The sequence below is a fragment of the Desulfamplus magnetovallimortis genome, from assembly GCF_900170035.1.
Classification (GTDB): domain Bacteria; phylum Desulfobacterota; class Desulfobacteria; order Desulfobacterales; family Desulfobacteraceae; genus Desulfamplus; species Desulfamplus magnetovallimortis.
In genome coordinates this window covers 255,438-279,935 of sequence record NZ_LT828543.1, presented here as the reverse complement: position 1 = coordinate 279,935, position 24,498 = coordinate 255,438, and the positions used below count along the sequence as shown (strand labels likewise).

At 44.5% G+C, this 24,498-nt stretch carries 15 protein-coding genes; 1 reads left to right on the top strand and 14 read right to left on the bottom strand.

Translation table 11 applies throughout. From position 1 onward, the window contains the following. The 13 genes from MTBBW1_RS09755 to MTBBW1_RS09695 form a co-directional block, all read right to left on the bottom strand. Positions 1-1,362: a TrkH family potassium uptake protein gene (locus MTBBW1_RS09755; protein ID WP_080802632.1), complete on the bottom strand. Its 1,362-nt coding sequence runs from the start codon at positions 1,360-1,362 to the stop codon at positions 1-3. Continuing rightward, positions 1,359-1,937: a hypothetical protein gene (locus tag MTBBW1_RS09750; RefSeq protein WP_080802630.1), complete on the bottom strand. Its 579-nt coding sequence runs from the start codon at positions 1,935-1,937 to the stop codon at positions 1,359-1,361. The genes MTBBW1_RS09755 and MTBBW1_RS09750 overlap by 4 nt, the downstream gene beginning before the upstream one ends. A gap of 275 nt (positions 1,938-2,212) precedes the next feature. Continuing rightward, the gene (locus MTBBW1_RS09745) at positions 2,213-3,697 is read right to left on the bottom strand and encodes a TrkH family potassium uptake protein (RefSeq protein WP_080802628.1); all 1,485 of its coding nucleotides are present in this window, start codon (positions 3,695-3,697) and stop codon (positions 2,213-2,215) included. An 18-nt stretch (positions 3,698-3,715) separates the two neighbouring features. Next, positions 3,716-4,378 carry a potassium channel family protein gene (locus MTBBW1_RS09740; RefSeq protein ID WP_080802625.1) on the bottom strand — a complete coding sequence of 221 codons (663 nt, stop codon included), beginning with the start codon at positions 4,376-4,378 and terminating at the stop codon, positions 3,716-3,718. 34 nt (positions 4,379-4,412) lie between these two features. Further along, on the bottom strand, positions 4,413-4,856 hold the full coding sequence (locus tag MTBBW1_RS09735) for a potassium channel family protein (protein WP_245809323.1): 444 nt from the start codon (positions 4,854-4,856) through the stop codon (positions 4,413-4,415). Next, on the bottom strand, positions 4,843-5,646 hold the full coding sequence (locus MTBBW1_RS09730; protein WP_080802620.1) for a response regulator: 804 nt from the start codon (positions 5,644-5,646) through the stop codon (positions 4,843-4,845). Before MTBBW1_RS09730 ends, MTBBW1_RS09735 begins: the two co-directional genes overlap by 14 nt. An 11-nt stretch (positions 5,647-5,657) precedes the next feature. Then, positions 5,658-7,490, bottom strand: coding sequence for a sensor histidine kinase (locus tag MTBBW1_RS09725; protein ID WP_080802617.1), 1,833 nt, complete (start codon positions 7,488-7,490; stop codon positions 5,658-5,660). A 410-nt stretch (positions 7,491-7,900) separates the two neighbouring features. Next, positions 7,901-9,220: a sigma-54-dependent transcriptional regulator gene (locus MTBBW1_RS09720; protein ID WP_080802615.1), complete on the bottom strand. Its 1,320-nt coding sequence runs from the start codon at positions 9,218-9,220 to the stop codon at positions 7,901-7,903. After that, positions 9,198-10,661 (bottom strand): HAMP domain-containing sensor histidine kinase, encoded by a 1,464-nt coding sequence (locus MTBBW1_RS09715; protein WP_080802612.1) that lies wholly within the window; start codon positions 10,659-10,661, stop codon positions 9,198-9,200. Before MTBBW1_RS09715 ends, MTBBW1_RS09720 begins: the two co-directional genes overlap by 23 nt. A 165-nt stretch (positions 10,662-10,826) precedes the next feature. Further along, entirely contained in the window at positions 10,827-12,584 is a 1,758-nt protein-coding gene (gene ngg / locus MTBBW1_RS09710) for an N-acetylglutaminylglutamine synthetase (RefSeq protein WP_080802609.1), read from the bottom strand. Between the two features lie 11 nt (positions 12,585-12,595). Continuing rightward, positions 12,596-14,368 carry an N-acetylglutaminylglutamine amidotransferase gene (locus MTBBW1_RS09705; RefSeq protein WP_080802599.1) on the bottom strand — a complete coding sequence of 591 codons (1,773 nt, stop codon included), beginning with the start codon at positions 14,366-14,368 and terminating at the stop codon, positions 12,596-12,598. A gap of 44 nt (positions 14,369-14,412) precedes the next feature. After that, positions 14,413-15,579 carry an osmoprotectant NAGGN system M42 family peptidase gene (locus MTBBW1_RS09700; RefSeq protein ID WP_186441191.1) on the bottom strand — a complete coding sequence of 389 codons (1,167 nt, stop codon included), beginning with the start codon at positions 15,577-15,579 and terminating at the stop codon, positions 14,413-14,415. 111 nt (positions 15,580-15,690) lie between these two features. After that, positions 15,691-16,188 carry a MarR family winged helix-turn-helix transcriptional regulator gene (locus MTBBW1_RS09695; RefSeq protein WP_080802596.1) on the bottom strand — a complete coding sequence of 166 codons (498 nt, stop codon included), beginning with the start codon at positions 16,186-16,188 and terminating at the stop codon, positions 15,691-15,693. A 546-nt stretch (positions 16,189-16,734) separates the two neighbouring features. Between MTBBW1_RS09695 and MTBBW1_RS09690 the strand changes: the two genes are divergently transcribed. Beyond that, a complete protein-coding gene (locus MTBBW1_RS09690; RefSeq protein ID WP_080802849.1) occupies positions 16,735-17,277 on the top strand; it encodes an FKBP-type peptidyl-prolyl cis-trans isomerase in 543 nt (180 codons plus the stop codon). Positions 17,278-17,608: 331 nt separating this feature from the next. Here MTBBW1_RS09690 and MTBBW1_RS27470 read toward each other — a convergent pair. Beyond that, positions 17,609-24,498 (bottom strand): VCBS domain-containing protein (locus tag MTBBW1_RS27470; protein WP_139786721.1); only part of this gene is annotated, 6,890 nt, incomplete at its 5' end.

Below are 24,498 nucleotides of genomic sequence, written 5' to 3'. Positions count from 1 at the left end.
TTAACCTATCATCATGTTCTCTTCGGCACGTTCAAATCCATTGTCGGGATGAGTTCCTACAATTATGTATGAAAAAGTCAGAATACCGACCCTGCCGATGATCATGGTCAAGATTATCCAAAATTTTCCCCATGAGGTTAAATCCGGTGTGATCCCAAGTGACAAGCCCACTGTCCCAAAGGCCGAAACCACCTCAAACAAATAGGAAAGAAATGCTTCTTTCTCTGGAGCAGCAAGAGCTGTATTTCCCACAAGAATAAAAAAAAGAACCATACTGATAACTGCCACTGACATTAAAACCAGGGTAGCGGATCGATCCACAGTTTCCTGGGGAATACTTTTTTTAAACATATTGACCCTTTTCATTCGTTTCATTCTGGCCACTGTTGTGGCTATGAGTAAAGAGAGTGTCGTGGTTTTTACGCCACCACCGCAAGAGCCTGGGGATGCCCCAAAGAACATGAAAAAAATCATCAAGGCCAGCGTCGCATCGTTCAATATGCTCAAATCAACTGTATTGAAACCGGCAGTTCGACAGGTGATCGACTGGAAAAGAGAGATGAGAATCTTCTGATTTAAGGGTTTTCCGGCAAGTACTCCTTTTTGTTCAAGAAAATAGAACGACACTGCACCAAGCAGTATGAGAATAGCGGTTGTCAAAAGGACTGTTTTCAGATGCACAGTAAACCTGAATATTTTCTTTTTTCTCAATTTGATCCAGTTCTTGAACTCATAGAGTACCGAAAACCCGATTCCTCCACAAACGATGAGAGTGCATATGGTCATGTTCAGCAGAAGAGTTCCGTTCCAGGTGACGAGGCTGTCTGGAAAAAGGGAAAAACCGGCGTTGCAAAATGCTGAAATTGAGTGAAAAAGAGCTGTATATAAAGCTTTTGATAAAGAGAATTCTCCATACCAATGTATAGTCAGAAGCACAGTTCCTGCAAGTTCAATAAAAAAGGTGATCACAAAAATATGTTTTACCAACTTGAATATATCTTCCTGTGGGGTGTGCAAAAATGTATCTTGAACCGCCATAAGCTGGTGAAAAGAGATTCTTTTTCCGATCACACGAAAAAGAATCACAGAGAGTGTCATCACACCCAGACCTCCGATTTGAATGAGAAAGAGAATCACGATCTGGCCAAAAAGAGAGTAGGTAGTTCCTGTGTCAACCACCACCAATCCTGTCACACAGACAGCGGAAGTGGATGTGAACAGTGCATCCATCCATGATAACATTCCTGTTTTCACTGAAACGGGTAATTTAAGCAGAAACATTCCCAAAAAAATGGCTGCCATAAAACTTGATAAAACCAGAGCTGCTGGATGAAGTTTCAGCAATCGGCGGCGTAGATTCATTTGAAATCCCTGGGGTTTTGATAAAATTCGCAATAACGATGATTTTTGGAATGACATAGATTTTTCAATCGTTCGCCCCCTAAAAACATCCGATGTCGATAGGCACCACAAACCGTAAACTCAGCTTTGTCATCCTTTAAATCGGACAGATATGGACAAAGGCTTTTTAAAACAGTTTGTACGGGAGAAAATGAATTGCCTGAACAAAGAGTTTTTACCCTCTCCTCCATTTGATCAGGTTGATCCAAAGAGGGCACAGGGCGGATATCCACCCCATCTGCTCCTGCGGCAGCAAGGGCATCAAGCAGTTTTCTGTGAGGTTTCTCCAAAAAAAACACCACAGAAACAGAAGATGTGAGAGGTGTAGCCTTGATTATCTTGCAAAGTTCAATGGCATGGTGATAAATATCTGAATTTTCCGCAGGAAGAATGACAACAATGTGGGTATATTTTTCTGTTACAGCCCGCTGAAAACAGGTCAGAGGAGTGTTTGTCCATGTTATGGATGCTGACTTTATAGCTTTCTCCGGTTTTTCTGAAAGAGAGCAGATTAGAATATGTCGTTTTCCTGGCATAATGTATTCTCCATTTAACCAATTCGTGGTGGCAGGCAATTTTGATGCCCATCCGTTGATCAGGATATGAAGCAAAGAGAATGCCATACAACTCATATCTATTAATATCTCTATTAAATACAAATAGATAAGCTGTTTTTGATAAAAAGTAATGTATTGGAGATGTGTGGTTGTCTTGAATTCTGCAATATGGCGGCATTGCATTTTGCAAAGCGATCAAAAGATGCCCAGAAGTTGCATTTTCCAAAGTGATCAAAATATGCACAGAAAAGGGGTCATCCAAGGGAGAATCCCCCAGATGGTGTGATATCTTTATAAATTTTGAGGAAACTTATTATGATGACCATAAATTCGAGTCTTCCAAGAAACATTGCAAAGATTTCCGCCCAGAGAGCACCGTCAGGCATTCCGGCTGAAGTTACCCCCACGGAAAGTCCAACAGTACCCAGTGCGGAAGCAAATTCAAAAAGGGAATCGCTCAGATTGTAGCCATAGGAACACAGAATCATGACACCCAATCCATAGGAGGCTATATAAAGGAAAACAAATACCGCTATTTGCCTAAACTTAGCATCATCCAAAAAAACACGCCTGTTTCCTTCCCATATCGGAAGCTCCGTGACAGCGGTTCTTGGGATAAGGTGGCGTTTGATATCCAGAAACAGCAATTTAAACAGGATATAAATACGGAACTGCTTGATCCCGCCGGCCGTGGAGCATGTGCCGCCACCAATCAACATAAGGCTGATCAGAAGGAACACTCCAAAAGAGTTCCAGTTGCCATAGCTTACCGTTGAAAACCCCGTTGTTGTCAATGCCGAAATGGTTTCAAAGAGTGCAACACGCATTGCTTTACCAATGTGAGGGTAGATGCTTTGGCACGTAAAGATAAATAGAAGTGCGGCGGATAATGGCATCAAGAGAGACTGCATGCGCACTTCGCCATTTTTAAAAACAAAATAAAATTTGCCACGCCAAACGAACCAGGCAGTGACAAAGCTCAGGTTGCCCAGAAGCATGAGTGGCAGGGTAACCGCTTCGACAGTGATTGAGTTCCAATACCCGATACTGTCAGGCTTTGTTGAAAACCCACCTGTGGAAACAGCTGCGAAAGCATGGTTAACCGCATCAAAGGGCGACATCCCCGCCGCAAAGTAGGCCAGAAAACCTGCCATGGCATAGGCTGAATAAATAATCAAGACAAGACGGGCCGACTGCCTGACATGTGGCACAAGCTGATCGCTTCGGCCCTCGGCACTGGAGATGCCAACTCCTGTGGGGCCGACAACGGCCGACATCATTATGATGGCCAGGCCTGCTCCACCAGCCAGTTGGATAATGCTGCGCCACAACAAAATCATCTGGCCTGCGGCAGTGACATCCACAACCGACAATCCAGCAGTTGTCCAACCGCTCACAGACTCGAAAATTGCCCTGGAAAATGGAAGCCCCATAACAGAAATAAAAGGCCAGGCAGAAAACAGAATGACAGTAAGCCAGCTTACAAGGACGATAATACCACCCTCCTGTACTGACAGGGTTGTATTTGACTCTGACTTGAACAATCGCCACAGAATTCCTCCCAAAAGGGCGAGACATAGTGAGGGAAGGCAGAACGATAAAGCATTTTTTGACTCTTCCGGATTCTGTATCAGAACAAGAAGCGGAGTCAGCATCACCATGCTGGAGATGAGAAGAATCATACCTGTTGAAGATAATATGGCGGCATAGCGTTTTTTGAGATATTCTTTTTCCCGCAAAATTTTATTTCCTCTATATTACATTTGTTCTCCGGTTAGCGATTTTAGAACAGGTCCATGATTTTCCGGTAAACTAATTAACAACACTCTGTCTCCCTCCTGAAGGTCATTTTCTCCCCGTGGGATCATGGGGTTATTGTCACGAATAATGACCGCAATCAGTGCGTTTTCAGGGAGATTAATCTCCTTGAGCAATTTGCCAACCACAGGAGAGTCAGCTCCCAAAACAATTTCGGTCACATTTACCCTGCCTTCTCCCACAGGCAACAAATTGAGAATCTGTTCCAGAGATGCCCGTTGCTCAATCAGGCTGCCAACGATTTGGGTTGTCGAGAATGCCGAAACTCCGAGTTTTTCAAATATCTCGGTGTTGTCGGGATCATTGGCCAGAGCTATGGCTTTTGGTACGCCAAATTTAAGAGAAGCCAACTGACAGACAACAAGATTATCCTGATCATTTGGGGTAATCGCCAATATAGCGTCGGCTCCAATTGCTCCGGCTTCCTTGAGAATCCCTGCGTCACTTCCGTCTCCGCACACGACCATTGCGGATAGCTGACGGCTCAACTGAATACATTCATCCTTTTCACGATTGATAATGACAACCTGATACCCCCTGGCTGTGAAGTTGCGACAAAGAAAAAACAGGGTTTCCCCCCCTCCGACGATGATTACTTTCATGGTGAAGCTCCGTTTTGATCGTTGATGATTACTTTCATGGTGAGGTTCCGTTTTGACCTTTTCCACCGTTGGCGACAGCCTGTAAAAACATGCCGGCAGCCACGGAGGTCGGGCAGATGGTGTCAATTCCCAGTTGGGCATAGACCTCCTCCCGCTTAGGATCAAAAACCCGGGCCAGCACATGAGGGACGTGGAAGATTTTTTTGGCGACCTGAGCCACCATCAAATTGACGTTGTCTTCATGGGTCGTGGCAATCAACACATCGGCATTTTTAAGCTTGGCTTCTTTGAGCACCGCCATGTGGGTAGCGTCACCATTGATTCTAAATCCGCTGAAATCCGGTGACAAATCGTTTAATGTCATTTCAACCCGGTCAATCACCACAACCGAGTTTCCATCACGGCTGAGGCAGTTCGCAAGATGGGACCCGAGCCGTCCGCAACCCACGACCACAATGTATCGGCTATTTTTCATCATCCCCCCACTTGTGCCCCTGACTTGTGTCCTTCACTTGTATCCATCTCTTGTACCTCTCACTTGTGCCCGTTTCGCGCGTTTTTTCCTCTTTCTTCTCCTGCTTGTCCGGCCCCAGATCAATCTTGCCGAATTTGTTCCAGGACGTTGTCCTTTCAAGATTCGCCCAGGCAGCTTTGAATGTTGGATCTATATCCAATGCCGCTCGATAGAACTTCTGGGCTTCTAACCAGTCTCCTTTGATTTCAAGAAGTGCCCCGAGAAGATTGTAGCTTTCCGGATGTGCAGGGTCGGCGGCTATGGCTTTTCTGACTGTTTCACGTGCCGTGGCAAATTCGCGGTCTGAAATGTGGCGTTTTGTTAGATCAATAAGAGAGGGGTAATCAATCACGCTTTCTTCGTCTAACGCTTCACGTTCTATAACCAGGCTCGCCAGATCACGGATCTCAACCGGGCTGAAAGGTTTTTGAATAAAATCCACTGCACCCAGTTTCATAGCCTCCACAGCCGATTCGATACTCCCATGAGCAGTAATGATTACCACCCTGATTTTCGGCCAATCCTCCTTGATCCGGCGCAGCACCTCCATCCCGTCGATCCCCGGCATTTTCAAGTCCAGAAACACCAACCCAAATTGAAAATCCCTTAACTTCAGAAGGGCATCTTCGCCGTTCACGGCCGTCTGGAGTGGAATTTCAAGGGGCTCCAATGATTGAGACATGGTCAGCCTGATGTTTTTTTCATCATCAACGATCAGTATCTGTGTTTTTTTCGTTTTTTCTATTGATTCCATTGATTTCTCTCCTAAGCGTTTACCGGCAGGGTAAAGGTAAAGGTGCTGCCGTTTCCTTGAGACGACTCCACCCAGATAGTACCGCCATGGGCACGTACAATTTCTTTGCAGATGGCGAGCCCCAGGCCCGTGCCTCCGGTTTCCTGACCTTTAACCTGCACAAATTTTTGAAATATTTTCAACTGATACTCTTGAGGGATTCCCGGACCGTTGTCCTGTACAAACAGGTGGACATTGGGGCCGATTCTATGGGCCTTGAGCTGAATGTGCCCATCGCTGCCCACATATCGAAGCGCGTTGGAAACCAGATTCGTCAGTACCCATGTGATTTTGTTCGCATCCGCCCGAACCCTCGGCAGATCATCTGGAATCTCAACGCTCAGTTCAACCGGTCTCATTTCAAGCTGATGTCTAAAAACCGTTCGAACATGATCGAAAAGGGTGATGACTTGAATGATTTCATATTCCATCTCGATCCGGCCGGCCTCAATTTTGGAAAGATCCAGCAAATCATTGACAAGTGCCTTCATTCTATGAACCTCCTCATGGGCCGCTTTGAGGAGCTCCTGATCTTTTGCCGCAAGTGTTCCGGAAGCGTGCTCCAGCAAAAGATCGACACTCATTCCCAAGCTGGTCAGAGGAGTCCGCAACTCGTGGGATGCAGCCATAACAAAATCACTTTTGAGTTGTTCTACCTCCTTCAAGCGGGTGACATCCCGGAGCAGAAGCACGATTCCTGAAAGATTGTGATCCATCCCGCGGATAGCGGTAACCGAGAAGAGGTAATGTCTGGTTCTTTTACCCAATGACAGTACAACGATTCGTTGTTCGTCCGGAAGAGTCGGGGGGATTGTGGTCTCAACGGTTTCACTGATCAAATCACAGACTTTTGAATCGAGTATGATATCCGAACATCGTAATGAGGTGGTTTCCGTCAACGTAACCCCAAGTATTTCTCGTGCGGCAGGGTTGATGCCGGTTACCTTTAGATTGATATCAAACACCACCAAACCGTCTTCAATGCTTGAGAGTATAGCTTCACCCTTGTTTTTTTCGGAGATGATCTGCTCGATATTCATTTCATGATACCGGAGGAGCTTTGAAGCCATTTCATTGAACTCTTGAGCCAATTTTCCCAGTTCGTCGCCTGTTTCCACCGGCACCTGAACAGTGTAATCACCTTTTGAAATATTTCTTGATGCTTCCATGAAACGCCTGATTGGCCGTACAAGCCTTTCCGCGAGAAATAGGCTAAAAATAAGAGCTACAATCAAAGCGGAGCCAGCCACAAGCGAGGTTGACCAAATAGCCCGTCTGGCTGCAATTCCGGCTTTCACGCTGGCAGCGTACATGGTTTCTTCATTGAGATGACGCAGGTCGATGCATTCCTCCCTCACCTTTGTGAAAAGGGGATAAACTGATTCATGGTATGATTCGGATAAGGAGAGCTGCTTCTCGTTATTCTGAAAATCTCTCCACCTGGAAAAATATTGCCGATAAGCCGCATAATCCAATTCAATATCCTTAACCAGATCTGCTTCGCCTTTTATGGTGATGTTATCCTTGGCCCTGACCAGCCACTCCAAAAAAATAGCTTCATTTTCACGAAATTGTGAGATTCCTTTTTCCTCATCCCCCAAATAGATCAGAAGGATTCCACTATCCTGACGTTCCAGTGCGTCCACCATGTTTTCGGCGGCAAGTATGCTTCTGTAGTTTTCACTCAGAATTGCCCCTGACGCTTTGCCAAGGGAAACCAGATTGGTGACCGACCATGCAACCACAAGCCCCATGAGGAGAAAGGCTACCCCGTATCCGATCAGAATTTTCTTTTTCAATGTCATATTAATCATCCTTAAAGTTCACCAAAGCATTTACAACACGTTTGAGCATCCTGGTATAAAGCAAAAACAATACCATACAGCAGATATCTATTAACATTTCTTTTAAATACAAATAGATAGAGAATTTTTACAATAAAAAGTTATGTATTGGAGATGTGTGGTTGTCTTGAATTCTGCAATATGGGGGCATTGCATTTTGCAATTTCATAACCTGGACAAACGAAGATACCAACGCAGGAAGAGATTTTCCAAGATCTGCGGCAGTTGGGCAGGGATTAAGGAAGGTGGCAATTATTCTGTTACCGTGAAAATACCCCTCATTATTTTCATAATCGGGGAAGGCACTGTAGCACCGTAGAGTAGAAAGGTCGTAGAGACAAGGCATGCCTTGTCTCTACTGTCATGATGGTTTAATCAAGTTGATATTTTTTCCGTTTTCGCCACAATGTGGCCGGATCAATTCCAAGGATTCCGGCAGCCTCTTCAAGGGAGGATGTGTGGAGGATGGCTTTTTGGATATGCTCTTTTTCAATCTCCCCAAGACTTTTGATGCCGATGCCATGATCCGGGGTGTAGTTGAGGATACTGGAAGGTAAATCATGAAGATCCAAAACCTTCCCCTCAGAGATAATGACCGCTCTCTCGATGGTATTGATCAACTCCCTGACATTGCCGGGCCATGGATACGACTGTAGCATTTTCATTGTCTTTTCGCCGATCCCTTCAACGGACTTTCCATTGAGCTTGGCCGATCGGGTCAGGTGCATTTCAGCCAGCAGGCCAATATCTTCAGGTCTTTCTCTGAGGGGAGGTAAAAAGATCTCGATGACATTCAGACGGAAGTAGAGATCATTTCTAAAGCTCTGGTTTTTGACCATGGATTCAAGATCTCTGTTGGTTGCCGCAATAATGCGGACATCCACTGTTTTGGGAGTGGGGTCACCAATTGTTTCAAATTCCTTGTCTTGAATGAAGCGAAGCAGCTTCCCCTGTATGGATTTGGGAACCTCTGAAATCTCATCTAAAAAGGCAGTGCCTTTGTCGGCCAGATCAAGTTTGCCGATTTTATCTTTTACCGCACCGGTAAACGCCCCTTTTGTATGTCCAAAAAGGTCACTTTCAAGAAGATTTTCCTGAAAACCGGCACAATCCACCATAACAAAAGGGCCGGAAGATCGGGGACTCCAGTCATGGATCAGCCTTGCCAGCAAACTTTTACCGGTTCCGCTTTCGCCTCCGATCAAAATGGTGGCGATGGAGTCGGCCACTCGCCGGGATGTGTTTAAAATCTTGAGCAATTTTTTACTGCGGGTTACAAATCCACCTTCTGAAAAGATCCCCTTCAGCAGAGCAATCTCTTTTTCCATCCGATTGAATCGATGGAGCTTTTCCAGCACCAGATCAAGTTGTCCCGGAACAAATGGTTTGGGAAGATAATCAAAAGCACCCATTTTGACGGCTTTAACTGCTGTCTCCACAGTTGCGTAAGCGGTGATCATCAATACCTGGGTGGTAACAGTTCTGGTGACTATCTCGCTTAGAACCTCCAGGCCACTTTTGTCCGGCAGCTTCATATCCAGTAATACTATGTCAGGTTCTGTTTGTCGCACCAGTTCAAGGCCTGCCTGTGCTGTATCTGCCGTCAGCACCTCAAAATCCTTATCTTCAAGATAGATCTCAAGTGTTGTCAAAATATTGGGGTCATCATCAATGATCAATGCTTTCTTCATCTTTTGACTCCTTTATACCCGGTACCCAGAAAGTAAATTCAGTCCCTTTGCCAGGTGTACTTTGCACTGTTATATCTCCACCGTGCTGATCAATGATATCCTTGACAATTGCCAGACCCAATCCGATCGTCCCACTCTTTCCCCGTTCAGAGAATTGAGTAAACCGGTCAAAAATCCGAGGCAGCACTTCAGGTTTTATGCCGTCTCCAGTATCTTTGCACTGAAAATATACCCTTGAGCCTTTTTGAAAAATCTTTAAAGTTATAAGTCCGCCGGTAGATGTATATCTCAGGGCATTACCAACCAAATTGGTAATTACCCAGGGAAATCGAAACGAATCTATGGTAAGCCGGGGTATTTTTTCCGGTATCTCCTTTTTTATCTGAACCCCTTTTTTTTCAGCTTGATCAATCAACGGGGATAATGATTCATCAACCACCATTTTAATATCAAGGGTCTCTTTAGGGCGAGGCATGGACATTATTTCAAGCCTTGAAATATCAACCAGCTCGTTAATCAATACATTCAATCGTTTACAATCATTATATGCAGTGAGCAGCAATTTATCTCTTTTTTCAATGCCCAGTTTTTCTCCTCTGCTTTTAAGCAGCCCAAGACTCATGCTTAATGATGTCATAGGTGTTTTGAGCTGATGTGAAATATCTGCAATGAATTTTCCTTTTGCCTCCTCACTACGGCGGACTTTCTCCTTTTCTTGAGAGATTATGTAATCCCTGTTATTATCATACTGTTCCAGCCTGTTAAAGAGCTGATTGAAGGAACGGGCAAGAAATCCTATTTCATCATTGGATTTCAAGGATATCTTGGGATAGATTCCACTTCCCTCTCTGGTTTTTGAAAGCTGGTGAGCCAAAACCATAATGGGTCTGGCGATTCGATAAGAAAAAAAATAATTGAGACCAATCATCGCTGCAATGACCACGCCAAATAAAAAGGCGGCATTGGCCTGAGCCTGATCTGCAAGGATTCGGGTTTGGTGTTCGGCTCTCTCCATCGCTTTTTCATTCAATACAACCAGATCATCAATGTTATTAATCACCTCAGTGGTTATGGACAAGAAGCGGTTATCCCAAACCTGACCAGAACCACTTTGTTCCTCTCTCAATATTTTGTATTTATCAAAAAGTTGATGTAGTCTATCAATTAATTCCAGCTCCCCTTTTTCTGTAATGTTCATTTCACAAACCATTAAATTTGAAGCAATATCTTCAATGATCTGGCCGGAGATGATCTTCAAAGGTTTTCCCGCGGAAAGTGGATCCAGTAAAAGAGTTCGGGAGTCATCAAAAGACTTTCTCATATCCTGTGCAGCACGGATACTTTTATAATTTTTTGATAGAATTTGTTCTGCACTATTTCCCAGAATATTTAGATATTGATGATTGAGAAAAGCTGCTGCGATCAGACCAAATATTGGCAATAGACTCACCAAAAAAATTTTAAATCGAATAGATTGTATTATAGGTTTAATCTTAAATCTCCTCCGATATATATTTCCAGATAAATAACTTTCTTGTAAGGTCTCTCTTTGTCGTGCCCCTACCAGTCACAACGGAAAATTTATTAAAAATCAATTCCTAAGTAACTAATCTTTATTAATTGTCATATCTCTGGATAAAGCGGTTTCAGGAAAAAGAAAATCAATGAACTTTTCAGCCGTGGGCTGGGGTTCATGGTTGGCAAGGCCGGGGCGTTCATTGGCCTCAATAAATACATATTCATGCCCTTCCACATCCTTTACTATCAAATCAAGTCCTGTTACCGGAATATCAAGTGCGTCTGCTGCCTTGACTGCAACATGTCTAAGATGTTCCGACAATCTGCCGGTGACATCGTGAATGGTTCCTCCGGTGTGAAGGTTAGCGGTTTTTCTTACCACCAGAACTTCACCGTTGGGGAGAATGTCACAGTATTCATACCCTTTAGTTTTGATGCATCGCAATGTCTCACTGTCCATTGGAATTTGACTCTCTCCATGTGTGGCTGCCATTCTTCTTCGGTTATATTTTTGGATGAGTGTTTCAATGGTGTGTTCTCCTGTTCCTGTAATTGCAGGAGGCCTTCTTACTGCTGCTGCAACCACCTCCTGGTTAATTACAATGATACGAAGATCATCCCCTTCAATATACTCCTCAAGGGCAACTTCAGAACAAATTTTTAAAGCCTCCTTGATCGCCTTTTTTAACTCATTTTCCTCGGAAATATCGACACTTATCCCCTCTCCCTGCTCCCCTCTTACCGGTTTTACCACAACGCGTTTTACTTTTTGCATGAATTCAAGATCAGCTTCATGGTTGGTATGAAGGCACTGGCGTGGAAGGCTGATTCCGGCTTTTTTTACAATATCATGGGTCAGGCGTTTATTATCGCATTTGGTCATGGCAACTGCTGTGGTCATTTCAGAAAGAGATTCTCTGCATGTAATGGACTTACACCCCAGTGTAAGGTTAAAAAGAGCTGTCTCTTCGTCCAGAATATCAGTGGATATACCTCTTTTTCTGGCTTCATCCACAATAATTCTTGCGTAAGGATTCAGATTTGATTCTGATTGCGGAACAAAGAGATGTTCATTAATGGGATTTTTTCGTTTAATACAAAAGGCCGGAATTCTTTGAAATCCAAGTTTTTCATAGAGCTTGATTGCGTTCCGGTTATCATGCATAACTGAGATATCCACAAATGCCCGTCCTTTTGTAAAATAGTGCTCCAGAAGATGACGAACAAGAGAAATTCCTATACCTGGAATATCTGTCTGGGGATCAACAGCAAGTGACCACAGACTTGCGCCGTTTTCGGGATCATCAAAGGCCCTGACATGATCTACACCTGTTACCGTTCCAACGATTTTATTATCAGAGTTGGTTTTCGCCACAAGATAAGTTCTCTTTTTTTCAGCGCGGTTATCCAGGATAAAATCAGGATCAGCTCCCTTCATGTGGCAGGTACTATAGATGCGGTTGGTCTCTTCTGCTTCATTGATGGTGGAGAGGCGACGGATGGAAAAGAGATCTGAAACGTTTTTACTTGGTCTGTAATCATGTGACCACATTCTGAATGTATGGGATGGATCAAGAAAGAGCTTATCCGGTGCAAGAGCCATAACCACATGGGGGTCAATGATATAAAGGGCAATGTCTCTGGTGTCATACCCCTGTGAACACATTGCTTCCACGATTTTTTGGTTGGAGTCAAAGGTATGGGCAAACACCAGGCGTCCCCACCCCATCTCAACCCATGCATTGGACTTCATGCAGCGTGTCTCAGGTGTGTCTATACGTTCCCAGTTTCTAAGAGATTGACCATAGTTTTTTTCCATTCTGTATTTGGAGCGGGCATTTTTCATGGGAGCCTCCTTTACAGGCTGTTCAGTTGCAGCCAGTATTCAAGTAAAGCAATTTGCCACAGCTTGGAACCTTTCAAAGGTGTTATGTGTTCCTGTGGGGCATCCAGGAGCCTGTCAATGTAGCTTTTCTTTATAATTCCCCTTTTTCTGGCTTCTTGTGACGAAACAATCTCCTTTACAAAATCAAGGTATTCTCCCTGTAGATATTTCAATGCCGGCACAGGAAAATAGCCCTTTGGGCGATCAATGACTTCATTGGGGATAACTCTTCTTGCCGCCTCTTTGAGGATATGTTTTCCGCCATGGCTCACTTTATGGTGTGATGGTATTTTTGCCGACAGCTCCACAAATTCATGATCCAGAAAAGGAACCCTGGCCTCAAGACTCCAGGCCATGGTCATGTTATCAACACGTTTCACAGGATCGTCCACCAACATAATGGTTGAGTCCATTCTAAGGGTTTTATCAATGGCTGATTTTGCACCTGGGAGAGCAAAATGGTTTGAAATAAAGGTGGTGCTATAATCATCTCCTCTGTAGGCTTCAGAAACGATATTTAGAAACTCTTCGTGGCTTCTGTCACCAAAAACCTTTCTGTAATCTTCTACAGGATTGTGGCTTTCCATCATGGGAGGATACCAGTGATAGCCGGCAAAAATCTCATCGGCTCCCTGCCCGCTCTGCACAACTTTAACATGTTTTGCCACTTCCCGACTCAAAAGATAGAAACCAATGCAGTCATGGCTGACCATGGGTTCACTCATTGCTTTTACACACGCTTCCATATTGGGCAGAACCTGTCTTGCATCCACTTCAATTTTATTGTGATCTGTGGCAAAATAATCGGCAACAATATCCGAATATTGAAACTCATCACCCTTTTCGCCTCCCACGCTCTCAAAGCCTATTGAGAAGGTTTTCAGATTTTTTTGACCAGATTGAGCCAAAAGCCCCACCACAAGGCTTGAGTCCAGCCCACCGGAAAGGAGCACTCCCACAGGAACGTCAGCCACAAGGCGACGTCTTACCGCTTGTTTAAAGCCTTCAACTACCTGCTCTTTCCAGTCATCAAAGCTATATTTTTTCTCTTCAGCATCCCTGTGAAATGAGAGTTGCCAGTAGCGGCTCTCTTTTATGCCACCATCTTTGTCGATTTTCATGCAGGTTGCCGGTGGTAGTTTTTCGATACCTTTTATAAGGGTTTTGGGGGCAGGTACCACGGCATGAAAGGTCAGGTAGTAGTGAAGTGCTTCAGGAGAAATCTCAGAATCAACTTTATCAGTTGCCACAATGGCTGGCAAAGAGGAAGCAAACAGGATGGAATTTGGTGTCCTGGCATGGTAAAGGGGCTTTATGCCGAGCCTGTCCCGTGCCAGGAATACAGATTTATCTTTATTGTTGTAGATGGCAAAGGCGAACATGCCGTTGAATTTTTTAACGCATGACTCTCCCCAGGCATGGTAGGCTTTTAAAATAACTTCCGTATCTCCAGTGGATGTAAAATTATATCCCTTTTCCTGAAGAACTTTTCGCAGTTCAGGGTAGTTATAGATGGCACCATTGAAAACAATGGATAGGCCAAGTTCTCTGTCTATCATGGGTTGGCTGGATTTTTCGCTAAGATCAATAATTTTCAGCCGCCTGTGCCCAAATACAATTGAATCTTCTTTATGGAGACCGTCACTGTCAGGCCCTCTTTTTTCCATGACCTGTTTCATTTTTTTTACAGATTCAAGGGAAACCGGGTGATTATCAATGAAAATTTCTCCGCATATACCGCACATTTTTACACCTTTTTTTTATTCTTAGTTTTGTTACCTACAAGTTATCAGGTTTCAATATTTATTGGTGCCCTGGTGGGCTGATGGGGGAATCCTTTTATGGTGCCCATCTGTTTTTCATCCCTTTTAAATGTTGGTTCACTTTCAATATAAGTTAATATTAGTTTGCCTGTGTTTACCAATGAGGATATATGGGTTCGCTCATATCCGTGGGAGGCATCAACTCCAAAGCCAACAAGGGCTGTGCGGATATCACTGCCTGCCTCTATGGCAGAGGCTGAGTCTGAACGGTAAAATTCAAAGATATCCTTTTTGAAGCCGATGTTGTTCTCTTTACAAAGCTTTGCCAGTTTTTTGTTCAGATGATAATCAAAGGGCCCTGCCTGATCCATCATTACAAGAGTTGTATCCTGTTCTGTGGAGTTCTGATTTGGCGCGGTCATGGCACTGTCTATAACCACCATTTCTGTAATATCATTATACAATACAGCATTTGCTCCGGTACCCAGCTCTTCGTTTATGGTAAAAAGCAGATGGCAGTCCACCGGTGGTTTTATGTTGGTTTCAATAATTTTTCTGGCAACACAAAGAAGAACTGCAGCACCTGCCTTGTTATCCAGATGACGGGAATTGATGTAGCCGGTGACGTCAATTTCCGGGCAGGGATCAATTGCAATATAATCCCCTATTTCAAAGCCGCACCGTTCCAGATCAGATTTGTTATAACAATGGGCATCCACCCTTACTTCGACCTGCTTCCATGACACCGGTTGTGTGTCTATTTCATCGTTATAAACATGACCTGATGCTTTTAGAGGAAGGATGGTACCACGGTATTTTTTTTCCTGTGTGAAAATGGTTACCCGAGCACCTTCTGCAAACCTGCTTGACCAGGTGCCGATGGGCATTATTGCCAGCCTTCCATTGGATTTAAGCCTGGATATCATGGCACCAAGGGTGTCCAGATGGACACAAACTGCCCGATCAAGGGTGCTGCTCTTTCCTGGAATAGTTGCCCTGATCGCTCCTCTTCGGGTAACGTTATAGGAAATATCAAGGGACTCAAGCTCTCTGCATACATGGTGTACGATTTGATCCGTGTAACCTGAAGGGCTTGGAATCTGGAGCAGGGAAAGCAATTTCTCCTTTAGATAAGATTCATTCATATCAAGATGTTTCCTGACTTTTATTGTTTTTATGATAATATTAGGCATGCTTCATTTCCCAGTTTACACTTTCCTGAGAGAAAGCGCTGAGTGGTGGGAATCTCTCACAAAAATGTGTAAAGTACTGTTGGTTCATATGAAGGATGCCTAATATTATTGTTATTTTAAGGTTTTTTGAATAGGCCCTGTCAGCAGAATAGGGGAGGCGTCAAGCTCATCGGCAGCCATAAGGGCGACAACTCTTTCAAATGCACTTAAGATCATCATCTGTTCCCAATTTTCAATTTTGGAAAATCGTTTGGTGAATGTTGCCTGCAAGGGCGGAGGCATCTCATTTAATATCTCTTCTCCTGCTTCTGTCAGAAAAAGACTAACAGCCCTTTTGTCATCTTTTCTCTGTTTTCGTGAAATATATCCTTTTGCTTCCAGTCTCTTTGTGATATCTGTGACAGTTGCCTGGCTTAAACTGGTACATTTGGAGAGCGGGGTAATTGAAATCTGCCCATGATTAGAAATTTCCTGTAATACAACAAGTTGCGGACCTGTCAGCCCAAAGCTTTTATTCAAATCTCTCGAATGAATATCAATGGCCTGTATGATTTTCCGAAGAGATACGAGAAGTTCTCTGCAGCGCTGTTCTGTTCGTTCTGTATTCAATGTAGCCCCTTATATTTTTCAGGTTTCAATAGCACTTTTTAAAGAGAAGTTTGCCGGAAACATTCAAACAATATAGTGTTCTATGTAAAAAGTCAACTATTTTAATCTAATATTTGTTTTATGTTTTTGTTATTATTGCATATATTAGATATTAGATGATTTGTTTTTTTGTTTGAACAGTAAATATATTTAGGTGGTGTTCCAAAGCCGTTGATCTGATAAGGGCACCTCTCTCCCGATAAACATTGGCAGAGAGTTATCCACAGGTTTGGGACACTACCAATAATTGTAAGATATTATGGCATCCTTCATATCATCCAGAAAGTATTTTAGAACATGTTTTGTTGTCATGCTGACAATTCATTAAAAATTACGTGTTGGACAATCCGAAAATTATTCTTATATTAAAAATTGGTCTTTTTCAGCCCGCCGGAATCGGGCTTTTTTTTTAATGACCGGCAGAATTTTCCTCAAGCCGTTTTTACAAGGGGATTCGGCCGGATATCAGAACCGGCTGCATATATAGGTTCTGAAAGGGTTTTTAATATGACTGACGTAATTAATGCAGGGGATACCATTTCCGTTGACTACACAGGCAAGCTTGAAAATGGAAAAGTCTTTGATTCATCTGAAGGCAAGGCTCCTTTGACATTTACCGTGGGATCGGGGATGCTGATAAGAGGATTTGATTCAGCAGTGATTGGAATGAAAAAAGGGGAATCAAAGACAGTTAATATTCCACCGGAAGAGGGCTATGGAGTGAGAAACGAAGATGCTTTTGTGGAACTTGCAAGGCAGCATATTCCCGAAGATATTCCATTAGCATTGGGTATGATGTTGCAGCTTCAGGATCCTGAAGGGCGACCGGTTCCGGCAACAGTTGCTGAAATCGGTGAAGAATCCGTAAAAATGGATCTAAATCATTTCCTGGCAGGTGAAACCCTGACATTTGATATTACCATCAGGGAAACAGGCTTAGAGCCACCCCAGGCCCACGGTTGCGGATGTGGCTCTCATTCCCACGATTGCGGGCCTGATAAACACGATTGTGGTTCTGATTCAAAAGGAAGTTGCGGATGCGGGTGTTGAACATCTAAAGAATAACGTGACTTAATATTTGATAGTTGAAACTATGCGTTCGGAAAAGACGGGGCTTGTGGATAAAGCAGCCCCGTCTTTTTTTGAGAAACAGGTTGAGAAACTGTAGATTGTCTTAATATTTGCTCTCAAAGACTATTAAGATTCATAATTGATACTGAACCCAAAGTTTTGAGAGCTTTTTTAAAGCTAACAAAGTAGAATTAAGGAATGGGTTGAAAATAACGGCACATTTTATATCAACCAGATCTATTATTTAGCATTGTCAAACTCAAAATATTGATAGTGGCTTTGGCATTTTCGACTTTTAACGAGATCAGCACTATTGATGAAAATTAAAATAATCTTCACCAAAGCACAATGCACCTCCATCATCATCCAGAGCATCTACCGGATCATCGATTTGAAAAGGTTCTTCTGATGTGCTGAACACATGATCTGCTGCATCGTCAACAACAGAAAGATCACTTGGAGATTCATGGGAGTGCCAGCCATCGTTGATGTTATCCCAGGTATCACTTCCCAAAACATCTTCACTGGAAGTGTCTCCAGAATTTTTAAGCATTGCTTTATAATTTTCTTCAGGATTTGATTCAACTGTATATCTAAATATCTCTTCTGCATGTTCAGCCGAAAACAACACTTTATGTGTGGTTACCTCTTCATACTGCGTTGCCTCTATATCTTCTTGCAAAGGGGAAATTGCTGAGTCTTTTGTTGTAGATACTTCCGAAGAGTTCATTGTTGCGGCACTGAGCCATCCATCTTCAAGATTGATATCTGAAGAACTCTTGATGTCATAATTTACATTTTCATCATTGCTTAAAGCATGGTTTTCACCTGAATCTTCACCTGGAATATAGCTCAATGATGCATCAACCGCTGTTGTGGTTGAGCCATCTTCAAATGTTACAACGCTTTTGCCATGAATCAGAACACCTGGCTCCGGTTTGCTCTCTTCAATACTGACTTCTTCTGTTTCAAGAGCAATGGCACTTATTTTAAGTTCATCAAGGGAATGAAACTCTCCTTCATCTGTTTGGCCATCAGAATCAGCATCCTGCCAGATGCCAAATTCGCTCCATCTTGCATCTTGGGAAGTCAAAATATGATCTCCATCACTGTCAAAAGCAAGTTGCAGGGCTTCCATGTCAGTATCTGCTTCCGGAGCATGGTCGGTAAAGACTATTTCTGATCTTTGGGTGATTTTTCCATCTCCATCTATATCAATAGCAAGAAAACCGTCATCAGGTCCAATCCATGCTGTTTGATCAGGTATTCCATCATTGTCCATGTCAAATTCAGCAGATGAAGTATCTACTCCCATTACCTCAACACCATCTCCGTCAAGGTCAATTAAAACAGGTGTAGCTCCGGTAACTGTAATGGAAAGAGTAGCGGTATTTGTTCCACCGCTTGAATCTTGAATGGTGTAGGTTACACTGGTGGTTCTGGAAGCTGCATCAGGAAGGTCATCAAAATCACTGCCTGGATCAAACGTGTAGCTTCCATCGCTTGCTATGGTAAATGTACCGCCATTGCTTCCTGTTACCGCTACCCCTGCAGCCACAACACCGGTACTTCCTTCTATGGCAGACACAGTATGGGAAATACCTGGATTGAATTCCCCCCCAGGATCATCAACATCACTATCATTAGCAAGTACCCCACCGGCGGCATTTAGTGTAAGCATGGAGTTGTCATTAGTTGCATTTATATCATCTTCGGCAACAGGAACATCGTTTACCCCATTAACCGTTATAGTGATAGTTGCGGGAGCGCTTACAGCACCACCATCATCCGTGGCAGTATAGCTGAAGGTGACATCACGGCTTTCTCCCTGGGCCAAATCCTCAAAATCGCCAGCAGGATCAAATGTGAAGCTTCCGTCCGGGTTAAAGCTAAGGTCACCTTCTGCCACATCGTTCGTTAATTCGTGCATTAACCAGACATCATCCACATCTGTCGCTGGAAAAGAGTCATCCACAGTTTGATCTTCGTCAATAGTTATTCCTGATCCAGAAGAGACTGCCCCGTCAGTTGTCCAAACTACTCCAGAACCCTCATTGATAATGGAACCTGGTATATTTGGAGCAGCAGCTCCTGAATCACTGACAGTAGTGCCGCTTTGCTCAGTAAATGTCCAATATCCGATCAGGTTGCCTTCGCTTCCTGAAGGCGGAGTGACCATGTGGGAAGCTATTATCCCCTGGGCAAGGGCTGTGTCCCATACGGCAACATCATCAAGTTTACCATCAAATGGAACTACACCGCTGGTGGGTGTGGTTGTGCCATTGTATTCAGCACCCAGAACAAGACGTGAACTTGAGTCCGGAGTTGTCGCCGGAACACTACCAAGGGAGGTAAAAGGATCATAAAGGCCATCAATATATAATTTGAGGCGGTCTGTATTAACACCTTGTGAACCGTCATAAACAATTGCAATGTGGTACCATTGGTCTGTATTTAATGTCGTGGTGCTGTAACCATATCCGCCATTAACAGCCACAGCTATCTGGCCGTTTGTTCCCGTAGATTGAAGTATTAGGGTGCGATCACCATCTCCTGTTCGTTTTCCAAGAACAGTTGCGTATGTAGAAAAAGAGTTGAAATTCACCCATGCCTCAACAGTGTACTGACTAATATTGTCAAGTTCGTTCACATCTCCAATATCAACAATGCCATTCGTTTTATTGAAGCTCAAGGCAGAGCCAGAACCTACTGAAGCAAAATATGGAGTGTCGTTTGCACCAGTAATATTTATGTCGATAGTGTTTGTGGCAGTTCCACCATGTGCATCTGTGACTGTAACAGTAAATGTGTCTGTCTGGTTTGTTGTAACAGCATTAATGGCAGCATTATCCGGGGTATAGGTATAGCTGCCATTACTATTGACAGTTAGGGTTCCATAGGAACCTGCGGCAGAAGTGCCTCCGTTGACCGTCCAGGTCATGGTTGTATCATCCACATCGGTTGCCGCAAGCAACCCCGTAATATCGGTGAAAGAGTCCGAGGCTGATGTGTCAATTATATTATGGCTGTAAGTTCCTGTTGAAACAGGATTATCATTTGCCCCTGTAAGATTGACAGTAATTGTGCGGGTATCAGTTGCTCCCTGGGAGTCAGTAACAGTTGCCGTGAAGGTGTCTGATGGATTTTGTCCAGCCTGAAGTGCGTTTATGACAGCGTTGTTTGGTGTATAGGTATATGAACCGTTTGCATTTAGGTTGAGGCTGCCGTATGAACCATTTGCGGTGCTTCCTCCATTTACAGTCCATGTAAGAGTTGTGTCATCCACATCTGTTGCCATTAGATTATCACTCTGGGTGTTAAAACTATCAGTTACAGATGTGTCCCCGATAGTATGCACATAACTTCCAGATGCCACAGGAGCATCATTAGTACCTGTAATTGTAATGATGAGCTGTGCAGTATCGGTTCCGCCGTTTTCATCTCCAAGAGTATAGGTAAAGAGTTCTGTGACTGTTTCGCTCTCAGCAAGAGCCTGCACAGCGGGTCTGGTGACGTCCAATGTATATGTATATGAACCATCACTACTCCAGTTGAGGGTGCCATATGTCCCGTTGATATCCGTGGCATCCGATGTTGTACCATTAATATTTGTAATGAAGAGTGTGCCGCCACTGACATCAGAATCCACGCCAAACCCGTCATCATCAGTGATAAGATTACCGGAATCGGTTGTTGCTGTGTCTTCTGTGACCTGAGCTGTATTGTTTGTGGCAGTTGGAGCCATGTTGTCAATGCTCCATGTGAAGTTATCTTGCACCGTTGCACCATTGGTATCGGTTACGGTTATGGTGACATTATAGATACCATCTCCATTGGGCCCACCAAGTGAAGCAGCACCATCAATGGTTCCGGAAATTATTCCAGTGCTTGAAGTTATGGATAGACCGGCAGGAAGCCCTGATGCTGCAAATGTAAGATTTTCTGTATCGCCATTGTCAGGATCATTAAATGAGACCGCTACATTGAAGTTCACATCATCTGTATCACCGTCTGTCTGGTCAGTAATGGGTGTTATGACCTCAGGGGCATCATTCGAACCTGTTATTGTAACAGTAAGTGTTGCTGTATCGGTTGCACCGTTTTCATCAGCCAGAGTATATGTAAATGTTTCTGTAACAGTATCTCCTTCAGCAAGTTCATTCACAGTGGCGGAGGTGTTGTCCAGCGTATATGTGTATGCACCGTCAACTGACCAGCCAAGGGTTCCGTATGTACCACTTACATCCGCAGAATCCGATGTAATGCCGTCAATCTGTGAAATTGTCAGAACGCCTCCGCCGGTATCAGAATCCACGCCAAACCCGTCATCATCATTTATAAGATTACCGGAGGCTGTGGTTGCCGTGTCCTCGGTAACTTCTGCGGTGTTATCCGTGGCAACAGGGGCATCATTGTCAATTGTCCATATAAATGTTGAAGAGACTGTTTTTCCCGCTGGATCCTTTGCTGTAACAACAACAGAATATATTCCTTTTCCACCCATACCCCCAAGGGATGCTCCGCTTTCAACACTACCTGTGATAATTCCTGTAAGTGATGCAATTGCAAGTCCCGGAGGAAGCCCTGTTGCAGAAAATGTTAGTTTCCCTGCATCCGAGGTATCAGGATCGGAAAATGATTTTGCAACATCAAGGGTCACAGCTTCGGCTTCTCCTGTGGTCTGACTTGAAATCGGAGTTTTGACAACCGGAGCATCGTTTGCACCTGTAACAGTGACTGTAACTGTTCCAGGATCGCTTGTGTCATTCTCCTCTTCAGAATCATCGGTTGCAGTATATTGGAATGTGACAGTTTCAGTTTCACCATTTCCAAGACTTTGAAAGGCTGTTCCGGGTTTGAATGTAAAAGCTCCACCGCTTCCAGTCGTTACAGTTCCTTTTTCCGGTTGTGAAGCAATGGAAAATGTATGGGTATCACTGCTGTCCTCATCTGTTACTTTGAATGTTCCGCTTTTACCGGCAGTGTCATCTTCTCCCAAACTCAAGGAGATATTCTGAACAACGGGCTTGTGGTTTGGTGTTGATGTGCCGTCATTTGTCACTGTAATGGTTACCGTTGCAGCATCACTTGTGTCATTGGCGCTACCGGAACTATCTATTGCGGTGTAATTGAAGGTGACTATTCTGGATTCACCTGATTCAAGATCATCAAAGTCGGCTCCTGGATCAAAAGTGAATGTTCCATTGTTGTTATTTACAACCGTTCCTGATGATGGTTGTGAAACAATTTCAAAGATGTGAGAATCTGATGTATCAGGATCAGTTACCTGAAATGTCCCATTTACGCTTGATTCAACTGTATCAGGATCATTGTCAATGTTTTTGTCCACAGAGACATTAGAGACAACAGGTTGATCATTCTGGCCAGTGACAGTAATGGTTACAGTTGCCGCCTCACTTCTGTCATTTGGTTCGCTGGAGCTGTCTGTGGCTGTATATGTAAATGAAACACTCTGGGTTTCACCTTCAGCAAGGGACTGAAAATCATTTCCAGGATCAAATGTGAATGAACCGTTTCCGTTATTGGTTACACTTCCCCTTGACGGCTGCGACACAATTGTAAATGTATGAAAATCCGAAGCATCCAAATCATTTACGCTAAAATCACCAGTGGCCTGATCATCTTTTTCATTCAGGCTTATAGCCACATTGCTTACTGATGGTTGATGATTTTCCGGCTCGGGTTCTGGCTCCGGTTCTGGCTCCGGTTCGGGCTCCGGTTCGGGCTCCGGTTCGGGCTCAGGCTCTGGTTCTGGCTCTGGTTCTGGCTCTGGCTCTGGTTCTGGCTCCGGCTCCGGCTCTGGTTCTGGTTCTGGCTCAGGTTCAGGTTCAGGTTCGGGTTCAGGTTCGGGTTCGGGTTCCGGCTCAGGCTCAGGTTCGGGCTCAGGTTCTGGCTCTGGCTCTGGTTCCGGTTCGGGCTCTGGCTCTGGCTCTGGTTCTGGCTCAGGTTCTGGTTCCGGCTCTGGCTCGGGTTCTGGTTCTGGCTCAGGTTCCGGCTCTGGCTCTGGCTCTGGCTCCGGTTCGGGCTCAGGCTCAGGTTCTGGTTCGGGTTCTGGCTCTGGTTCGGGTTCCGGTTCTGGTTCGGGTTCCGGCTCTGGCTCTGGCTCTGGCTCGGGTTCAGGTTCTGGTTCCGGCTCAGGTTCCGGTTCTGGTTCCGGCTCTGGTTCTGGTTCTGGCTCAGGTTCTGGCTCAGGTTCGGGTTCCGGCTCTGGCTCCGGTTCCGGTTCTGGTTCCGGCTCTGGCTCTGGCTCTGGCTCGGGTTCCGGCGCTGGCTCCGGTTCCGGTTCTGGATCTGGTAGGGGTTCCGGCTCTGGTTCACTCTCTTCCGGTTCCTCTCTTTTTACAACAGTTGTAGTTGTTGGCCTTGTTTCTGTTCTTGGTTCAGGAGTAGATACAGGTTCAGCCTGATAGGGCTCATAGGTCGCTGTAGGTGTTGCAGATGCAAATGGGTCAGGTGCTGCAAAGGGGTCTGAACTTTGCCAGGGGCTGAATGAACTTGTCACAGGCTCTGACAGTGTGCTTGTTGAGGAGTAACCTGTTTCCTGACCTCCCTGAGAAAAGGTATCATTGATTGTTGTGGGTGAAGAGGATGATTCAGAATGTGGTTCCCAGGCAACTGTAGTTGAAGAAAAGGGTTCTGATTGATCTCCGGATTGCCCGCTTTCCGGAAAAGGGTTGCCGGAAACAACGTCAGGAGATGATGCGGTTGCCACATCTGCCTGAAAGTCTGCTTCAGGATCAATATCTTCAAAGGTATTGTCCTCTGTTAATCCTGTTGCGTCATCAGTGAAGTCTCCTGGATCATCTACATCGGCTATTGTTGTTTCTGTCTGCTCATCAATAATTTCGTCTTCATATTCATCAACTATCTCGGTGCCATCACCTTCGGTTGTCTCTCCGGCATCAGCGGTTTCAGTGCCATCACCTTCGGTTGTCTCTCCTGCATCAGCGGTTTCAGTGCCTTCACCTTCGGTTGTCTCTCCGGCATCGGCGGTTTCAGTGCCGTCACCTTCGGTTGTCTCTCCGGCATCAGCGGTTTCTGTGCCATCACCTTCAGTTGTCTCTCCGGCATCGGCCGTTTCAGTATCATCACCTTCGGTTGTCTCTCCGGCATCAGCGGTTTCAGTGCCATCACCTTCGGTTGTCTCTCCGGCATCGGCGGTTTCAGTGCCATCACCTT

Coding starts and splice junctions, on each gene's coding strand:
- MTBBW1_RS09690 (WP_080802849.1), top strand. CDS start 16,735: ATGACTGACGTAATTAATGCAGGGGATACCATTTCCGTTGACTACACA.
- MTBBW1_RS09720 (WP_080802615.1), bottom strand. CDS start 9,220: ATGAAGAAAGCATTGATCATTGATGATGACCCCAATATTTTGACAACA.
- MTBBW1_RS09755 (WP_080802632.1), bottom strand. CDS start 1,362: ATGAATCTACGCCGCCGATTGCTGAAACTTCATCCAGCAGCTCTGGTT.
- MTBBW1_RS09750 (WP_080802630.1), bottom strand. CDS start 1,937: ATGCCAGGAAAACGACATATTCTAATCTGCTCTCTTTCAGAAAAACCG.
- MTBBW1_RS09725 (WP_080802617.1), bottom strand. CDS start 7,490: ATGACATTGAAAAAGAAAATTCTGATCGGATACGGGGTAGCCTTTCTC.
- MTBBW1_RS09700 (WP_186441191.1), bottom strand. CDS start 15,579: ATGCCTAATATTATCATAAAAACAATAAAAGTCAGGAAACATCTTGAT.
- MTBBW1_RS09705 (WP_080802599.1), bottom strand. CDS start 14,368: ATGTGCGGTATATGCGGAGAAATTTTCATTGATAATCACCCGGTTTCC.
- MTBBW1_RS09730 (WP_080802620.1), bottom strand. CDS start 5,646: ATGGAATCAATAGAAAAAACGAAAAAAACACAGATACTGATCGTTGAT.
- MTBBW1_RS09735 (WP_245809323.1), bottom strand. CDS start 4,856: ATGATGAAAAATAGCCGATACATTGTGGTCGTGGGTTGCGGACGGCTC.
- MTBBW1_RS09740 (WP_080802625.1), bottom strand. CDS start 4,378: ATGAAAGTAATCATCGTCGGAGGGGGGGAAACCCTGTTTTTTCTTTGT.
- ngg (WP_080802609.1), bottom strand. CDS start 12,584: ATGAAAAATGCCCGCTCCAAATACAGAATGGAAAAAAACTATGGTCAA.